Here is a 14,979-nt window from a genome sequence, read left to right on the forward strand (position 1 = left end):
CGGCCTCCGATGGTTTTCATGCCCTCAGGGCGCCGGGTACTGGTCACGGAAGTCTCCCTTGACCTTGCAGGCGTTCTTCGCGTCGGTGGCGGCGATGGTCTGCCAGGCCGAGCCGTCCCAGTAGGTCACGGTGCCGCCCTGGAGGATGCCCGGCTGCGGGCCGGTCTCGCCCTTGTGGCGCGACTCGACCACCGACTTCCAGGTCGAGACGATGGCCGCCACGTCGACGGGGTCGTCGATCAGCAGCGGCCGGTTCAGCTCGTTGATGCGCTTGGTCAGGTCGCTGCGCACCGCCGCGCCCTGCAGTGGTGCCGACTTGCGGTAGCCGAGGATCACCGCGTTGGGGAACAGGCTGGTGAAGACCGCCACCGCCTCCTTGCAGAGCGTCGCGCAGCTGGTGCTGATCATCAGCTTGACGTTGGCGAAGCCGCCGGCCTTCTGGACGTAGCGCAGGTCGAAGCCCTGCGTCTCGTCGCCGTTGGCGAACAGGCCGGGGGCCTTGTACTGGGCGTACTGGTGGCCGCGGAAGTAGACGATGTCGGTGCGCCCCAGGTCGCCCAGGTCGGCGGTGGCGGTCTTCTTGGCCCGCGACTTGTGGGTGGCGCCCTCACCGGACAGTTCGAAGGTGTCGGAGGCCAGCGATTCGCTGGCGCCGAGCTTGCCCAGGTGCGTCTTGATGTCCGGGGCGAAGCCCGGGTAGAAGCCGACGTAGCCGCCGAAGGCGGTGCCGGCGGCCTTCCAGGCTTCGTCCGCCTTGTCGGCGGCCAGCGCGCTGGCCAGGGCGCTCTTGACCTCGGTCTGCTGGGCGGCGCTGGCGCAGCGGCGGATCGGCTTGAGCGCGCGGATCAGCTGCAGCAGGTCGCCCTTGGCAGCCAGCTTGGCCTGGGCCTCGACCGCCTTGCGCGCCTTGTCGAAGTCGAACTTGGCGCACAGCGGGTCGGGGGCGGCGGCCTTGGGCTTGTCGGCCGGCTTGCGGTGCAGGCCGGGGCCCTGCTGCAGCACGTGGGTCAGTTCGTGGGCCAGCAACTGGCGGCCTTCGGGGCTTTGCGGGCGGTACTGGCCGGCGGCGAACACCAGGTCGTGGCCGACGGTATAGGCGCGGGCCTGGACTGCCTGGGCCGAGGCATCTGCCTTGGTATCGGCGTGCACCCGCACCCGGGCGAAGTCGTGGCCGAAGCGCGGTTCGAAGAAGCCCCGCGCCTCGGCGGCCAGGGGCTGGCCCGGTTCGCGCAGCACGTCGTGGACGATGCCGGGCGCCTGGCCGGCGTCGGGGCCTGCGGTTACGGGCTTGCGCGCCAGCGCGCCGCTGGCGGCCGTGACCTTCGCCGGCGGCTCGGCGGCCATGACCTGTTCGGCGACGCGGTCGGCCTCGCGCTCCAGTGGCTCGTCCTGGGCGCCGACCCACAGCTTGGGCTGCAGGGCCGCCTGTTCCTCGCGTTCGCATTCCTCGCACTGGCCCTGGGGGCCGGAATCGCCGCCGCAGGCGCACTTGCGCTGCAGCAGCCAGTCGGCCCCGCTGGCGGGCGAGGGCTCGCGGGTGCCGTGGGTGGCGATCATGGCTGCGGCCCTCCCTCCTTCGCACCGCGCGGCGCCTGCGGCCAGAGCCCCTGGGGCCCGTGCACCAGGCTCGCGGCCACGGCCTGGCCGAGCCCCTGCACGCCGGCATCGGCGGCGAGCCGCAGCTTGTCCGGGCGGCGTGCGCGCCGCGGTTGCTCCTGCAAGGGCGGCAAGCCGCTGACACTGAGCAGGCGCTGGACCTCCTGGCGCAAGGCCGCCGCCAGCGCGTCGGCGTCCGCCGGGTCGATGCCGCGCAGCAGCAGGCGGTCGATGTGCAGCACGATGCGCGTCATACCCAGCCCCTCGTCTCCGCGTCGGAGATCGCCTTGTCGCGCTTCGCCGCTTCCAGGTGCGCCGCCCGCAGCAGGTGCCCCATGCCTACCGCGGTGCCGGCCTCGGCGGCGAGGAAGGCCGCGGCCAGGGCGATGTTGCGGATGCTGCCGCCGGGCACCGCCAGGCGCGCCAGCCGGGCGTAGTCCAGCCCGGCCAGCGGCGTGGCGGCGGGGAACACGCCGCGCCACAGGGCCTCGCGCTGGGCCGCGTCGGGGAAGGGGAAGTGCACCACGAAGCGCAGCCGGCGGGCGAAGGCGCCGTCCAGCGCGGCCTTGTGGTTGGTGGTGAGGATCGCCAGGCCGCGGTAGGCCTCCATGCGCTGCAGCAGGTAGCTGACCTCGATGTTGGCGTAGCGGTCGTGGCTGTCCTTGACCTCGCTGCGCTTGCCGAACAGCGCGTCGGCCTCGTCGAACAGCAGGATGGCGCCCAGTTCCTCGGCGCTGTCGAAGACGCGGCGCAGGTTCTTCTCGGTCTCGCCGATGTACTTGCTGACCACCGCCGACAGGTCGATGCGGTACAGCGCCAGGTCCAGGGCGTTGGCCAGCACTTCGGCGGCGAGGGTCTTGCCGGTGCCGGAGTCGCCCCAGAACAGCGTGGCGATGCCCAGGCCGCGGCTGCCGCCGTCGGCGAAGCCCCAGTCGTGGTGCACGGTGAGGCGGTGGCGGGTGTGCACGGCGATCTGCCGGAGGGTCTGCAACTGGGCCTCGGGCAGCACCAGGTCATGCCACTGGGCGCGGGCCTCGATGGGCTGGGCCAGTTCGCTCATGGCCCGTGCGTCGCCGCGGCAGGCGGCGTGCAGGCGGGCCGGGGCCTGGTCGCTGGCGTCCAGCTGCGCGGCTATGTCTGCGATGCGCCGGGCGCCGAGACGGTACTGGCCGGCCAGGGCATCGAGGCTCGGGGCCAGGGCGCCGGCCTGCTCGCCCAGGGCTTCGCGCCACAGGCGGCGCTGTTCCGGCACGTCCGGGCGGTCGACGGCGAAGGCCTCGCCGTCCAGGCCGCAGGGCGCGCGGCTGGCCACCAGCAACAGGCCGTCCAGGCGCGCGGCGAAGGGCGCCAATGGCCTGTCGTCGTCGCCGGCGCGGACCAGCAAGGCGCTGCCGAGCAGGGCCGCCTCGCGCTGCCAGAGGATGGCCAGGGCCGCCTGTTCGTGGGCCGCAGCGGGGATGTCGGCGGCGCGCAGCTGGAACAGCGTCACGCCCAGGCGCCGGGCGATTCCTGCGGCGACATCCTGCTGGCCGAGGGCGTCGTCGCCGTGCAGGAGGATCGGTAGCAGGCGGCCGTGGCCGTGCTGCAAGCGCTCGATGGCCGCGGCGACCACTGCAGCGTGGGCATGGCTCATCAGCCCGGCGTCCGGCACTGCCTGCAGCAGCGGTTGCAGGCGCGGGTCGAGGTAGTTGAGGCCGCCGAGGAAGTGCAGCACGCGCTCGTCGATGCGCAGGCGGCCGGCGGTCAGCCCGGCGTGCTCGTCGACTTCCAGCAGGCGCCAGCGGCGCAACGGTTCCGGCGGCGCCAGGGCGCTCCAGTGCGCCGCCGGCAGCACTGCCAGGGCCAGGCCGAAGGTGGCCCAGGGCCGCGCCGGCTGGCCGCTGGCCTGGGCGCACAGTTGGGCCAGGCGGGCGTCCATCTCCACGCCGGCGGCGAGCAGCAGCAGGTCGCGCTCGAAGGCGCTCAGCGCGAACAGCCGCGCCAGGCTGTCGATGGCCGCCGGCTCGTCCATCGCCGCGCGCAGGGCGTCCAGCCGGGCCTGGGCCTCGTCCGCCTCGCCGTCGCCGAGCAGGGCGCGCAGGCGGGCGAATTCGGCCGCCAGCAGGCGCTGGTTGGCGGCGGTCCAGTCCGGGGCGGCGGGGGCGTTCATGTGAGGGTCAGCCGCTGGTCGAGGAAGCGCGGCGGCGCCTGGGCGTAGTCGACGATGGGGCTGTCGATGCCGTCGATGCGCAGGCGCACCAGGTGTTCGCCGGCCTCGGCGTTCTCGATCAGGAAGTCGAGGCTGGCGGTGGGCGCGGCGAAGGCCTGCGGCGCCACTTCGCGCTGGCCGAGCAGCAGGCTGGCGCGTTGGCCGGGGCGCAGCTCGGGGGTGAAGGCGATGTTCACCAGGACGTTGCCGTCGCCGTCGCGGGCCAGGTTCTGCGGCAGGTTGGTGATTTCCGGGGCCAGGGTGAAGGCCAGCCGGTTGCTTTCCCGCGGCAGGCTTTCGCCGGGGCGCACCAGGCGGGCGCAGGCGGCGTAGACGCCGACCGGGAAGTCGGCGGCGCGGGCCGTGGGGATCAGCAGCCCGAGGCTGTCGCCGAGGTTGGCGCCGCTGGCCGGCAGGACCTCGTCCAGCTCGAAGCGCGGGTTGCCCAGGCGCACCTCGCGGGCCGCGCCGTCCAGGTGGTGGCCGCGCAACTCGATGGCGTGGCCCAGGCGCGCCACCGGCTGGGCGTCGGCCGGCAGTATGGCTTCCAGGGTCGGCAGCGCCGGCGCAAGGCCGGGGGCGACCAGCACGCCGCGCTCGCGGCTGCTGTCCGCGTCGACCTGGCCGCGGCTGAGCACCGGCAGCGGCACGCGGGTAGGGCGCTCGGCCTCGATCAGCACCACCGACACCAGGTAGGCGGCGCTGGGGCGGAAGCTGGACTGGGTGGCGGCCCAGAGCTTGGCGCTTTCCTCGGTGTTCAGCGTTTGCGGGGTGATGCGCAGCTGCTCCACCTGGTCGGCCAGGCCGCACTCGGCGAGGCGCTGCAGCGCGGCGGGGAGGACCAGGCCGAGGTCCGGCGAGGTGCTGAGCGCGGTGCGGATCATCTCGCGGGTGAGCACCGGGAACTCATGCATCAGTTGCATGGCGTAGCCGAGCAGGATTTCGCCGTGCAGGTCGCCGCCGCTGTAGGCGGACAGCAGGTAGTGCAGGTCCAGCGCCAGGGGCGGGTTGCCCAGGCGCTGGCTGCCGTCGGCGCTGTGCCCGGGCAGGCCCTGGTTGCGCCAGGCGGCGTTGGGCGTGACCTGGTAGAGGAACAGGTTGAGCTGGCTGGCCTCGGTGCCGTCGGCCGGCACCACGCGGTCCGGCGGCAGCACGCTGACGGTCACGGTGGTGCCCAGGGTGCCGGCGACGTTGTGGTTGACCAGGCCGTCGTTGAGGCGGTCGCGCAGCACGGCGGTGACGCCGGCGATGGCCAGGGCGCTGCTCATCGCCGGTCTCCGTTGCGCCGCGCCAGGTAGTCGTCCAGCGACAGCGGCGGCGGGCCCTTGCGCGCCTCGCGGCGGGCGGGCGCGGTTTCCTGGATGGCGGTGACCTCGATGCGGCCGATGTGGATATGCACCTCGTCGGGTTGCCGCGGCACCGGTTCGGCCTGGGGTGGCGCAACCCTGGGCTGGGGCGCGGTCGCTGGCGCCATGGGGGCGAGTAGTGGCGGCAGGCGCGGGGTGGTGGGCGAGGGCGGTGTGGCATCGGCCCTGGTCGGGGCCTGGTGATGGGGCGGCGTCTCGTGCATCGCCACGGGCGTGGGCGCGGCTGTTTCCGCCGGGGCGCCGCCGGGGGCGTGGATGACCAGATTCAACGGCTGCTCGGCCAGCAGCAGCTCGGGAAGCCTGGGTTGCTGGACGGGCGAAGATTCCTCGGCTTGCACGGCTGGAGCCGGCGGCGCTTCACCCGGCCTCTGCGCCGCGGCCGCGTGTGGCCGGGCTGGTGGCACGGCTGCCGTGGGCGTGATGGCCGGTGATGCGGGCAACTCCATGAGGGCTGGCAGCGCCGCGCCGGGCAGGGCTGCCGGTAGCCTTGCCTCGCCGCAGTCCAGCCGTTCGGGCGCCGGCTGGAATGGCAGGCGCGCCGGCGCATGGAGGATGGCTCCGCGCTGGCCGCCGGCCTGGGCGGCGAGGCGGCGCAGCAGCCCGCTCATGGCGCCACCCGCGCGAGGTAGGCGGCGCGGCGCGCATCGCCCAGGGCGAGGATCTGCGCCTCGCTCCAGCCGTAGGCGCGGGCCAGCAGGTGGATTTCGTCGAGCAGTTGCCGCGCGCTGCCGTCGATCTCCTCCCACAGGTAGGCGGCGACGTCGAGGCTGGCCTCGCCCTCCGCGCCGCAGGCCGGGCAACGGTAGGCCAGGGCCAGGTCGGCCCAGGGATCGGCCGCCTCCAGCGCGGCTTCCAGGGCTTCGCGCAGCTCGCCCAGGGCCTGCTCGTCCCGCGGCAGCGCCGTGGCGTCTTCCGCGCAGGCCAGCAGCAGTTGCCGCGCGGCGTGCTCGGCGTCGGCCAGGCCGGCGATGGCGGCCAGGTCGCGGCTGGCCGGGCAGCGGAAGCGCAGGCCCTGCACCTCGACCTGTTCCGGCGGCGCCTGCAGCGGCGGGAACTGCGCCGGCTCCAGTTCGAACGCCAGGCGTTCGCCGCAGCCGGGGCAGTCCAGCCACAGCGCCAGGCGGTTGCCGAAAGTCTCGCGGCGCAGGCGCATCAGCGCGGCATTGCAGGCGCCCAGGGGCGCGTCGGCGAGGCTTTCCGGCGGGCGTTCCGGGGCGGCCTGGGCGAACAGCAGCAGGGCGCGGTCCAGCGGGTGGCGGCGCGCGCCCTGTTCCCAGAGCGCCAGCAGCTGCGCGCAGCTCAGCGCGGCCATGGCCTCAGGCCGGCTCGTTGTAGCTGGGTTCGGTCGGCTCGGTCACGTCGTAGTCGCGTTCCCAGCCTTCGTTCTCCAGCTTGAGGGTCTGGATGGCCACCGCGTTGGCGTTGGCGTCCAGGTCCGGCAGCGCCTGGTATTCCGAGACCCAGCAGCGGAACACCTTGTAGGCCAGGGCGAGCTGGCCGGCCTCGTTGTACACCTCGATGATCAGGTCCTTGCGGAAGTCCTTCAGCGACACTTCCGCGCCAAGGCCGGCGCCGAAGTTCCAGACCTTGTTGGCCCAGCGCTCGAACTCGGTGTCGTGGGTCACCCCGCGCTCCAGGGTGATGGCCTCGAACTTGGTGCGCCCGGGCGACTTGCGCGAGGTGGAGGGGTCGCCGCCCTCGCGGTGCTCGACCAGTTCGGTGCTGCGCTTCAGGGCGCCCACCTTGCTGATGCCGGCGACGTAGCGGCCGTCCCATTTCACGCGGAATTTGAAGTTCTTGTACGGATCGAAGCGCTGGGCGTTGACGCTGAACTGTGCCATGGAAGGTTCCTCCCTAGACGGCGACCTGGCCGGCCATCTGCTGCAGCTTGATGACCACGAACTCGGCGGGCTTGAGCGGGGCGAAGCCGACGTGGATGTTCACCACGCCGCGGTTGATGTCGCTCTGGGTGGTGGTCTCGCGGTCGCACTTGACGAAGTACGCCTCGCGCGGGCTGCTGCCCTGGAAGGCGCCCTGGCGGAACAGGTCCTGCATGAAGGCGCCGACGTTGAGGCGGATCTGCGCCCACAGCGGCTCGTCGTTGGGCTCGAACACCACCCACTGGGTGCCGCGGAACAGGCTTTCCTCGAGGAACAGCGCCAGGCGCCGCACCGGCAGGTACTTCCATTCCGAGGCCAGCAGGTCGGCGCCGGCCAGGGTGCGCGAGCCCCACACCAGATGGCCGGCCACCGGGAAGCTGCGCAGGCAGTTCAGGCCCAGGGGGTTGAGCACGCCGTTCTGCCGGTCGGTCATGGCGTAGGTCAGGCCCTGCACGCCGGAGAAGGACGCCGCCAGGCCCGCCGGCGCCTTCCACACGCCGCGCTGCACGTCGGTGCGGGCGATGATCCCGGCCACCGCGCCGCAGGGGGCGAAGTCCGCCGGGCGGTTCTCCGCCAGCGGGTCGGCCAGGCGCAGGCGCGGGTAGTAGGCCGCGGCGTTGATCGCGTCGTCGTTGCCGACGCTGGCACGCAGGGCGTTCACTCCATCCTCGGCATCGCCGATGGCGCTGCCCGGGTTGGCCGTCCAGTCCGCCGGTGAGTCGATGATCAGCACGGCGCGGCGTTCCTGGCAGTAGCCGGCGGCGGTGGCCCAGGTGGCGGGGTCGAGGTCGGTGTCGCGGGTCAGCGGCGGGATGCACAGCAGGTTGAACAGGTCGGCCGCCTCCAGGGCGTAGAGGCCGCTGCGCAGGTCCTGGTCGCCGGTGATGGCGCCATCGTCGAGGTCGCCACCGTCGTCGCCCAGGCTGCCGGCGGCGGTGGCCGTGCCGTCCTCGTTGGCCACGGCGACGGTGGCGTCGGCGGGGCTCTCGGTGGTCGGCGCCGAGGTGAGCACGCGGACCAGCGCCGACTGCTCCTTGAGCAGGGTGTCGACGAAGCGCGGGCTGAGCGGGTCCACCGAGACGTTGCGGAACACTTCCGAGGCCACGGTGGTGGTGCCGCCGGGGCGGTCCAGTTCCTCCACCAGCAGGTTGAACAGCAGGGTGTCGGCGCTGTCGCGAGTGGCGTGGTCCACCGTCGCCCGCAGGCGGTTGCCCCAGGCGCCCGGGCTTGCGGCGGCGAGCACCAGGCTGCCGCCGGCGGTGGCCAGGGTGAGGGTGGCGGTGTCGTCGTCGAGGTCGCCGTTGAACACTCGGACGATCAGCGCGTCGCTGCCGCCGTGCTGGAAGAACTGCATGACCGCGTAGCCGAGGGTGCTCGGCTGCCACAGGCCGCCGAACAGCCGGCTGTACTCGGCGAAGCCCTGCACGCGCACCGGGCGGTTCACCGGGCCGCGCAGGGCACGGCCGACGAAGGCGGTGATGGAGGTGGCGACGCCGGTGATGCTGCGCACGCCGCTGGGTACTTCTTCGATGTAGACGCCGGGGTAGGTGAGGTTGGACGGCATGAGCGGAACTCCTCAGCAATCACTCTGAAGTCCGGTCTCAGCAGAACGGCGCGCGGACCGGGTATTGAACTACTCGGTGCACAGAGGACGATGCGGACTGCAGGACAGCACGCGATCGGGAAGACGGGCATCGATGCCCGGCGTGGCAGGAAGGGGGATGGGGGGATCGCGTCCTTGCTGCGAGGTCAGGCCTTGATGCGGGACTGCGGGAACCCGATTGCCCAGACGGGCCGAAGGTCTGTTGACCACCATAGTTCAGCGCCCGGAGGGCGCAATGGTGTCACCGTACTGGCCAATGCCGGCCCGGTATACTGGCGAAAAAATGGCAGTCGGGCTGGGAAGCGCAGCGGCCGTGGCCGCCGCCGCCAGGCCCGCGCAGGCGCGTGGCTGGCGCCGCAGCGACGAACGGTAGGGCGCAGGGCCCGCGGCCGGCGCCGCGGGCCCCCGGCATCAGAGGATGCTCAGCGGGTACTCGATGAAGGCGCGCACCTCGTTGAGGTCCGGGCCGACGTCGTTGTCCGCGCGGTAGATGGAGTTGCGCAGCTTGAACGACAGGTCCTTGGCCGGGCCGCTCTGGATCACGTACTTGACCTGGTTGAACAGTTCGCGCTCGGTGCCGTCGGAGTCGCCGCCGGTGTCGATGTTGTCGCCGCGCACGTAGGCGATCTTGTAGGTCAGGCCGGGCACGCCGTAGCCGCCGAAGTCCAGCTCGTAGCTGGCCTGCCAGGAGCGTTCGTCCTTGAGGTTGAAGTCGGCGTAGTAGGAGTTGGCCAGGTAGATGGTGCCGCCGCCGTCGCCGTAGTCGTAGGCGTAGCCGGCATCGCCGGTGCTGCGCTGGTGGGCGAGGATGAAGGCGTGCGGGCCGACGCTGTACCTGGCCGCCAGGCTCCAGATGGTGTTGCGGTCGTTGTCGCCGTCGCCGCCGAAGTCCAGCGCGGCCTGGGAGCCGTCGTCGTACTTGGTGCGGTAGATGTTGAAGTCGAAGTTCAGCGCCTGCTCGGCGGCCAGCGGCAGGGTGTAGTTGACGTTGGCGTAGTTCTTCTCGAACACGTCGCGCACGTCGCTGTGGTACAGCGCCACGCTGAGGTCGTCGGTGATGGCGTAGCTGCCGCCGTAGAGGTAGATCTCGTCCAGGTGGTTGGGGTCGCGCGCCGGGCTGCCCATGGGGCTGTCGGCGGTGAACTTGCCGACGTTCAGCTGCAGGCCCTTGATCTCCTCGCCGGTCAGCAGCACGCCGGTGAAGGCCTGCGGCAGCATGCGCGAGTCGTCGCGGGAGAGCACTGGCAGGTCGGGGAACTGGTTGCCGTACTTGATCACCGTGTTGGAGAAGCGCAGCTTCACCGCGCCGCCGGCCTCGGACAGGCTGTCCACCGGCTTGCCGTCGTCGTGTTCGTTGAAGATGCCGGTGTAGTTGCGCCCGCGGCCGCTGTCGAGCTTGACGCCGAGCAGGCCGTAGGCGTCGACGCCGAAGCCCACGGTGCCCTGGGTGAAGCCGGACTCGAAGGTGCCGATGAAGCCCTGGCCCCAGACCTTGGCGTCGTTGGTGTGGTCCTTGTAGTCGCGGTTCCAGTAGACGTTGCGCAGCAGCAGGTCGAGCCTGGCGTCCTCGATGAATCCCTTCGACTCGTCCTGGGCACTGGCCTGTGCCAGCTGGGTGCCCGCGGCCATCACGGCGAAGGCCAGCGCATGACGTTTCATGATCCTCATGGATATAGCTCCTTTGGTTTCCAACGTTCAGGTTTTAGCAGTTTTTCGTACTGGTACCAGTGACCGGATCGTCATTCGTCGGAAATTTCCTACGGCTGGAAGCCGCGTGCTAGAGCCTGGCGCTGTGGATCATGTGATGGCTATCTAATGGCGTTTGCCTGGTGGAAGGGGCGCGCGCGCCCCCTTCCGCGGGGCGGTCAGTAGCTGAAGAAACCCTGGCCGCTCTTGCGCCCCAGGCGGCCGGCCGCGACCATTTCCTTGAGCAGCGGGGCGGGGCGGTACTTGGAGTCGTCGAAGCCGTTGTAGAGCACCTGCATGATCGCCAGCAGGGTGTCCAGGCCGATCAGGTCGGCCAGGGCCAGCGGGCCGATCGGGTGGTTGCAGCCCAGCTGCATGCCGGCGTCGATGTCGGCGGCGCTGGCCAGGCCTTCCTGGAGCACGAAGATGGCCTCGTTGATCATCGGCACCAGGATGCGGTTGACCGCGAAGCCCGGGGCGTTCTTCACGCTCACCGCGGTCTTGCCGACCAGGGCCGCGAAGGCCAGGGCGCGGGCGTGGGTCTCGTCGGCGGTCTGCAGGCCGCGGATCACCTCCAGCAGGCCCATCACCGGCACCGGGTTGAAGAAGTGCAGGCCGATGAAGCGCTGCGGGTTGCGCACCACCACCGCCAGCTGGGTGATGGAGATCGACGAGGTGTTGCTGGCGATGACGCAGTCGGGGCCGACCAGCTCGTCCACCTGGCGCAGGATGCGCAGCTTCAGCTCGAGGTTCTCGGTGGCGGCCTCGATCACCAGGTCGGCGTCCTTCAGCGAGGCATAGTCGGTGCCGCCGTGGATGCGCGCGAGGATGCCCGGCTTGTCGGCGGCGGCCAGCCTGTCCTTCTTGATCAGCCGCTCGAGGTTGCCGTCGATGCTCTTCAGGCCACGCTCGACGGCGGCGTCGGAGACGTCGACCATCGCCACCTGCAGGCCGGCGGCGGCGCACACCTGGGCGATGCCGTTGCCCATGGTGCCGGCGCCGATCACGCCGATCTTGCGGATGTCGAGGGGGGAGTCTTGGGTGCTCATGTCTTGTCAGTCCTCTCTGGAATCGAAGCGGGGGGCCCGCGGGCGCCGGCGACGATAGCGCAGGCGCCGGCCGGCGGCGAGCCTCGCGTGGGGTGGGTCGCCGGCAGCTGTGCCTTTGCTGAGGGCATATACGCCATTTTCTGGCCGGATAGTCCGTGTGACTGGGGCTGGGCGCGACTCTTTGGCACAGTATTGCCATTAGTGTCGGGTGGGGGCCTACCGGGGCGTCCGGCGTGGCCAGTGAGCCCAATTGCGGACGGAGTCCTACGTCCGTGTGTCCCGGAAGCGTAGGAGCGGACTCTGTCCGCGATCATGGCGGATAACGCCGTAGGCGTTGCCCCCCAGATGAACCGCACCAGGATTCAGGCAGCCCCATGAAATTCGAACGTATTCCCCTGGACTACCCCTGCGGCCCGGTGCCGGAACCCGGCGCCAGCCGTGAGATCGCCCCGGGCGTGCACTGGCTGCGCATGCCACTGCCGCTGAGCCTGGACCATATCAACCTGTGGGCGGTGGAGGACGGCGACGGCTGGGCGCTGTTCGACACCGGCATGCACACCCCGGCGAGCCTGGACGCCTGGCGCGCGCTGCTTGGCCCCGGCGGCGCCCTGGGCGGGCGGCGGCCGACGCGGCTGTTCGTCACCCACATGCACCCGGACCACGTCGGCCTGGCCGGCTGGCTCACCCGCGAGTACGGCTGCGAACTGCGGATGACCTTCGGCGAATACATGAACTGCCGCGTGCTGGCCGCCGACAGCGGCCGCGAGGCGCCGCCCGAGGGCATCCGCTTCTACCGCCGGGCCGGCTGGGACGACGCGGCCATCGCCCACTACCGCGCGCGCTTCGGCGGCTTCGGCAAGTTCATCTGGCCGCTGCCGGAAAGCTACCGGCGCCTGCGCGACGGCGAGCGCATCCGCATCGGCGGGCATGACTGGCGGGTGGTGGTGGGCAGCGGGCATTCGCCGGAGCACGCCAGCTTCCACTGCCCCGACCTGCGCATGCTGGTCGCCGGCGACCAGGTGCTGCCGCGCATTTCGCCGAACGTCTCGGTGTTCCCCACGGAGCCCGAGGCCGACCCGCTGGGCCAATGGCTGGAGTCCCTGGCCAAGGTGCGCCGCGAGGTGCCCGACGACGTGCTGGTGCTGCCGGCCCACAACGAGCCCTTCCAGCCCCTGCATGCGCGCCTGGCGCACCTGGAGCGCGGCCACCAGCGGGCCCTGGAGCGCCTGCAGGAGCTGCTGGCGGAAGGCCCGAAGCGCGCCATCGACCTGTTCGGCGCGCTCTTCGCCCGGCGCATCGACCAGGACCTGCTGGCGCTGGCCACCGGCGAGTGCCTGGCCAACCTCAACTACCTGGTGCAGCGCGGCCGGGTGACGGCCAGCGAGGACGCGCAGGGCGTGGCCTGGTACCGCCTGGCCTGAGGCCCGGGCTCAGATCCAGACGTCGTTGGGTGCGGTGCGCTCGCCGCCCTGGTCGCCGGTGTTGACCACGCCGCGCGGCTCGATCAGCAGCACCTGCACTTCCTGCGCGGCGAAGGGCTTGTGCTCCACGCCGCGGGGCACCACGTACAGCTCCCCTGCGCGCAGTTGCACGGCGCCGTCGCGGAAATCGATGCGCAGCTCGCCGTCGAGCACCATGAAGGTCTCGTCGGTGTCGGCATGGCTGTGCCAGACGAACTCGCCCTCCAGCTTCGCCAGCTTGAACTGGTAGTCGTTCATCTCGGCCACCACGCGCGGCTGCCACTGCTCGTGGATGGCCGCCAGCTTGGCGGCGAGGTTGACCGGCTGGTGGGGGCGTGCGGATGTTTGCGGCATGTTTCAGCTCCTGGATCGTCGAGCGGCCAGGGTAGGGCCCCCGGGGCGCGGGCGTCTTGCATATTCCTGCGCATGGGTGCGCTGCCGGGCGGATTTTCCGCCTAAGGAAAACCCCAATGCCTACGGGAGCCTACCCCCATGCCGAGGCCGTTTCCCCGTATGGTCCCGCCCGGGCCCCATCCCCTAAGGTGCCCCTGGCCCCCGCCCCACGAAGGCGGGGCCGCCTTGTAGCGACACGCCCGCCAATAACAACAAGAGGCCCCTCATGCGCCAATTCCCCCGTGCCACGCCCTGCGCACGCTTTCGCCCGCCCCTGGCGGATTCCTGCCGGACACGCCCATAGCGGCGCAAGAGGAGCGGAACCCATGAACACCCAGGCCAAGACCCCGGCGCAGCTGCGCCCCAGGCGCTACACCTACGAGTGGTACGTCGTCAGCCTGTGCATGGTGGCGTACATCTTCTCCTTCGTGGACCGGCAGATCCTGGCGCTGATGATCGAGCCCATCAAGGCCGACCTGCAGCTCAGCGACACCCAGTTCAGCCTGCTGCACGGGCTGGCGTTCTCGCTGTTCTACGCGGTGATGGGCTGGCCCATCGCCTACCTGGCCGACCGCTTCTCGCGGCCGCGGATCATCGCCATCGGCGTGGTCTTCTGGAGCCTGGCCACCGCCGCCTGCGGGCTGTCGAAGAACTTCCTGCAGATGTTCCTGGCGCGCATCGGCGTCGGCGTGGGGGAGGCGGCGCTGTCGCCGGCGGCCTACTCGATGTTCAGCGACCTGTTCCCCAGGGAAAAACTGGGGCGCGCGGTGGGCATCTACTCCATCGGCTCCTTCGTCGGCGGCGGCCTGGCCTTCCTGGTCGGCGGCTACGTCATCGACCTGCTCAAGGACACCCACGCCGTGGTGCTGCCGCTGCTGGGCGAGGTCAAGGCCTGGCAGCTGACCTTCTTCATCGTCGGCCTGCCCGGGGTGCTGGTGGGCCTGCTGATCTGGCTGACCGTGCGCGACCCGCAGCGCAAGGGCCTGAGCCGCGACGCCAGCGGCCAGGCCAGGGCCGTGGCGCCGGGCGACGGCGTGCGCTTCCTCGGCCGCCACCGGCTGACCTTCACCTGCCTGTACCTGGGCTTCTCCTGCTACGCCATGGCCCTGTACGCCATGCTTAGCTGGACCCCGGCGCTGTACATGCGCAAGCACGGCCTGGACCCGGTGAGCACCGGCTACACCCTGGGCGTGGTACTGCTGCTGGCGAACACCGCCGGCGTGTACTGCGGCGGCTGGCTGACCGACGTGCTGGCCCGCCGCGGCCACGGCGACGCGGCCATGCGCACTGGCGTGATCGGCGCCATCGGCATGCTCGTGCCGGTGGCCCTGTTCGCCCTGGTGGAGCCGCTGTGGCTGTCCCTGGCGCTGCTGGTGCCGGCGATGTTCTTCGCCTCCTTCCCCCTGCCGACCTCCACCACGGCCATGCAGAACCTGGCGCCGAACCAGGTGCGCGCGCAGGTCTCGGCGATCTTCCTGCTGGTCAGCAACCTGCTGGCGGTGGGCCTGGGCACCACCCTGGTGGCGCTGATCACCGACCGGGTGTTCGGCGACCCGGCGGCGGTGGGGGCGTCCATCGCCATCGTCTCCGCGGTGGCCACGCTGCTGACCATAGGGCTGTTGTGGAAGGGCTGCGGCAGCTACCGCGCGAGCCTGGTGCGTGAACAGGCGGAGCGTGCCTGAGCGGACTCCGTCCGCGATTCGTGCCGCAGGGAATGGCGTGGGTGGGGCAGCGTAGGAGCGGATCTTATCCGCGAA

The 14,979-nt window shown here is 71.3% G+C and carries 13 protein-coding genes; 2 read left to right on the forward strand and 11 right to left on the reverse strand.

The window, feature by feature from the left end; translation table 11 throughout:
• Window positions 1-24 precede the first annotated feature (24 nt).
• The 10 genes from PKO50_RS14885 to PKO50_RS14930 form a co-directional block, all read right to left on the reverse strand.
• Entirely contained in the window at window positions 25-1,557 is a 1,533-nt protein-coding gene (locus PKO50_RS14885; protein ID WP_275630161.1) for a DUF4157 domain-containing protein, read from the reverse strand.
• Window positions 1,554-1,850 (reverse strand): hypothetical protein, encoded by a 297-nt coding sequence (locus tag PKO50_RS14890; RefSeq protein ID WP_275630162.1) that lies wholly within the window; start codon window positions 1,848-1,850, stop codon window positions 1,554-1,556. The genes PKO50_RS14885 and PKO50_RS14890 overlap by 4 nt, the downstream gene beginning before the upstream one ends.
• Entirely contained in the window at window positions 1,847-3,745 is a 1,899-nt protein-coding gene (locus PKO50_RS14895; protein ID WP_275630163.1) for an ATP-binding protein, read from the reverse strand. The genes PKO50_RS14890 and PKO50_RS14895 overlap by 4 nt, the downstream gene beginning before the upstream one ends.
• The gene (locus PKO50_RS14900) at window positions 3,742-5,052 is read right to left on the reverse strand and encodes a DUF4255 domain-containing protein (protein ID WP_275630164.1); all 1,311 of its coding nucleotides are present in this window, start codon (window positions 5,050-5,052) and stop codon (window positions 3,742-3,744) included. Before PKO50_RS14900 ends, PKO50_RS14895 begins: the two co-directional genes overlap by 4 nt.
• Window positions 5,049-5,489 carry a hypothetical protein gene (locus PKO50_RS14905; RefSeq protein WP_275630165.1) on the reverse strand — a complete coding sequence of 147 codons (441 nt, stop codon included), beginning with the start codon at window positions 5,487-5,489 and terminating at the stop codon, window positions 5,049-5,051. Before PKO50_RS14905 ends, PKO50_RS14900 begins: the two co-directional genes overlap by 4 nt.
• Before the next feature lie 266 nt (window positions 5,490-5,755).
• Entirely contained in the window at window positions 5,756-6,463 is a 708-nt protein-coding gene (locus PKO50_RS14910) for a hypothetical protein (RefSeq protein ID WP_275630166.1), read from the reverse strand.
• Window positions 6,464-6,467: 4 nt separating this feature from the next.
• Window positions 6,468-6,992: a phage tail protein gene (locus PKO50_RS14915; RefSeq protein WP_074980862.1), complete on the reverse strand. Its 525-nt coding sequence runs from the start codon at window positions 6,990-6,992 to the stop codon at window positions 6,468-6,470.
• A 13-nt stretch (window positions 6,993-7,005) separates the two neighbouring features.
• A complete protein-coding gene (locus PKO50_RS14920; RefSeq protein WP_275630167.1) occupies window positions 7,006-8,595 on the reverse strand; it encodes a phage tail sheath C-terminal domain-containing protein in 1,590 nt (529 codons plus the stop codon).
• A 450-nt stretch (window positions 8,596-9,045) separates the two neighbouring features.
• Window positions 9,046-10,302 carry an OprD family porin gene (locus PKO50_RS14925; RefSeq protein WP_275630168.1) on the reverse strand — a complete coding sequence of 419 codons (1,257 nt, stop codon included), beginning with the start codon at window positions 10,300-10,302 and terminating at the stop codon, window positions 9,046-9,048.
• A gap of 197 nt (window positions 10,303-10,499) precedes the next feature.
• The gene (locus PKO50_RS14930) at window positions 10,500-11,369 is read right to left on the reverse strand and encodes a 3-hydroxybutyryl-CoA dehydrogenase (protein ID WP_275630169.1); all 870 of its coding nucleotides are present in this window, start codon (window positions 11,367-11,369) and stop codon (window positions 10,500-10,502) included.
• Between the two features lie 374 nt (window positions 11,370-11,743).
• Here PKO50_RS14930 and PKO50_RS14935 point away from each other — a divergent pair, with 374 nt between their 5' ends.
• Window positions 11,744-12,790, forward strand: a complete 1,047-nt coding sequence (locus tag PKO50_RS14935) for an MBL fold metallo-hydrolase (RefSeq protein WP_275630170.1) — start codon at window positions 11,744-11,746, stop codon at window positions 12,788-12,790.
• 9 nt (window positions 12,791-12,799) lie between these two features.
• On the opposite strand, the gene PKO50_RS14940 is transcribed toward PKO50_RS14935, so the two are convergent.
• Window positions 12,800-13,183: a cupin domain-containing protein gene (locus tag PKO50_RS14940; protein ID WP_275630171.1), complete on the reverse strand. Its 384-nt coding sequence runs from the start codon at window positions 13,181-13,183 to the stop codon at window positions 12,800-12,802.
• A 365-nt stretch (window positions 13,184-13,548) separates the two neighbouring features.
• Between PKO50_RS14940 and PKO50_RS14945 the strand changes: the two genes are divergently transcribed.
• Entirely contained in the window at window positions 13,549-14,904 is a 1,356-nt protein-coding gene (locus PKO50_RS14945) for an MFS transporter (RefSeq protein ID WP_275630172.1), read from the forward strand.
• Window positions 14,905-14,979: the final 75 nt, after the last annotated feature.

The sequence above is a fragment of the Pseudomonas sp. 273 genome, from assembly GCF_029201425.1.
Classification (GTDB): domain Bacteria; phylum Pseudomonadota; class Gammaproteobacteria; order Pseudomonadales; family Pseudomonadaceae; genus Pseudomonas; species Pseudomonas delhiensis.

What these genes read in the sequence shown, in the direction of transcription:
- PKO50_RS14885 (WP_275630161.1), bottom strand. Translation starts at nt 1,557, where the DNA reads ATGATCGCCACCCACGGCACCCGCGAGCCCTCGCCCGCCAGCGGGGCC.
- PKO50_RS14890 (WP_275630162.1), bottom strand. Translation starts at nt 1,850, where the DNA reads ATGACGCGCATCGTGCTGCACATCGACCGCCTGCTGCTGCGCGGCATC.
- PKO50_RS14895 (WP_275630163.1), bottom strand. Translation starts at nt 3,745, where the DNA reads ATGAACGCCCCCGCCGCCCCGGACTGGACCGCCGCCAACCAGCGCCTG.
- PKO50_RS14900 (WP_275630164.1), bottom strand. Translation starts at nt 5,052, where the DNA reads ATGAGCAGCGCCCTGGCCATCGCCGGCGTCACCGCCGTGCTGCGCGAC.
- PKO50_RS14910 (WP_275630166.1), bottom strand. Translation starts at nt 6,463, where the DNA reads ATGGCCGCGCTGAGCTGCGCGCAGCTGCTGGCGCTCTGGGAACAGGGC.
- PKO50_RS14915 (WP_074980862.1), bottom strand. Translation starts at nt 6,992, where the DNA reads ATGGCACAGTTCAGCGTCAACGCCCAGCGCTTCGATCCGTACAAGAAC.
- PKO50_RS14920 (WP_275630167.1), bottom strand. Translation starts at nt 8,595, where the DNA reads ATGCCGTCCAACCTCACCTACCCCGGCGTCTACATCGAAGAAGTACCC.
- PKO50_RS14925 (WP_275630168.1), bottom strand. Translation starts at nt 10,302, where the DNA reads ATGAGGATCATGAAACGTCATGCGCTGGCCTTCGCCGTGATGGCCGCG.
- PKO50_RS14930 (WP_275630169.1), bottom strand. Translation starts at nt 11,369, where the DNA reads ATGAGCACCCAAGACTCCCCCCTCGACATCCGCAAGATCGGCGTGATC.
- PKO50_RS14935 (WP_275630170.1), top strand. Translation starts at nt 11,744, where the DNA reads ATGAAATTCGAACGTATTCCCCTGGACTACCCCTGCGGCCCGGTGCCG.
- PKO50_RS14940 (WP_275630171.1), bottom strand. Translation starts at nt 13,183, where the DNA reads ATGCCGCAAACATCCGCACGCCCCCACCAGCCGGTCAACCTCGCCGCC.
- PKO50_RS14945 (WP_275630172.1), top strand. Translation starts at nt 13,549, where the DNA reads ATGAACACCCAGGCCAAGACCCCGGCGCAGCTGCGCCCCAGGCGCTAC.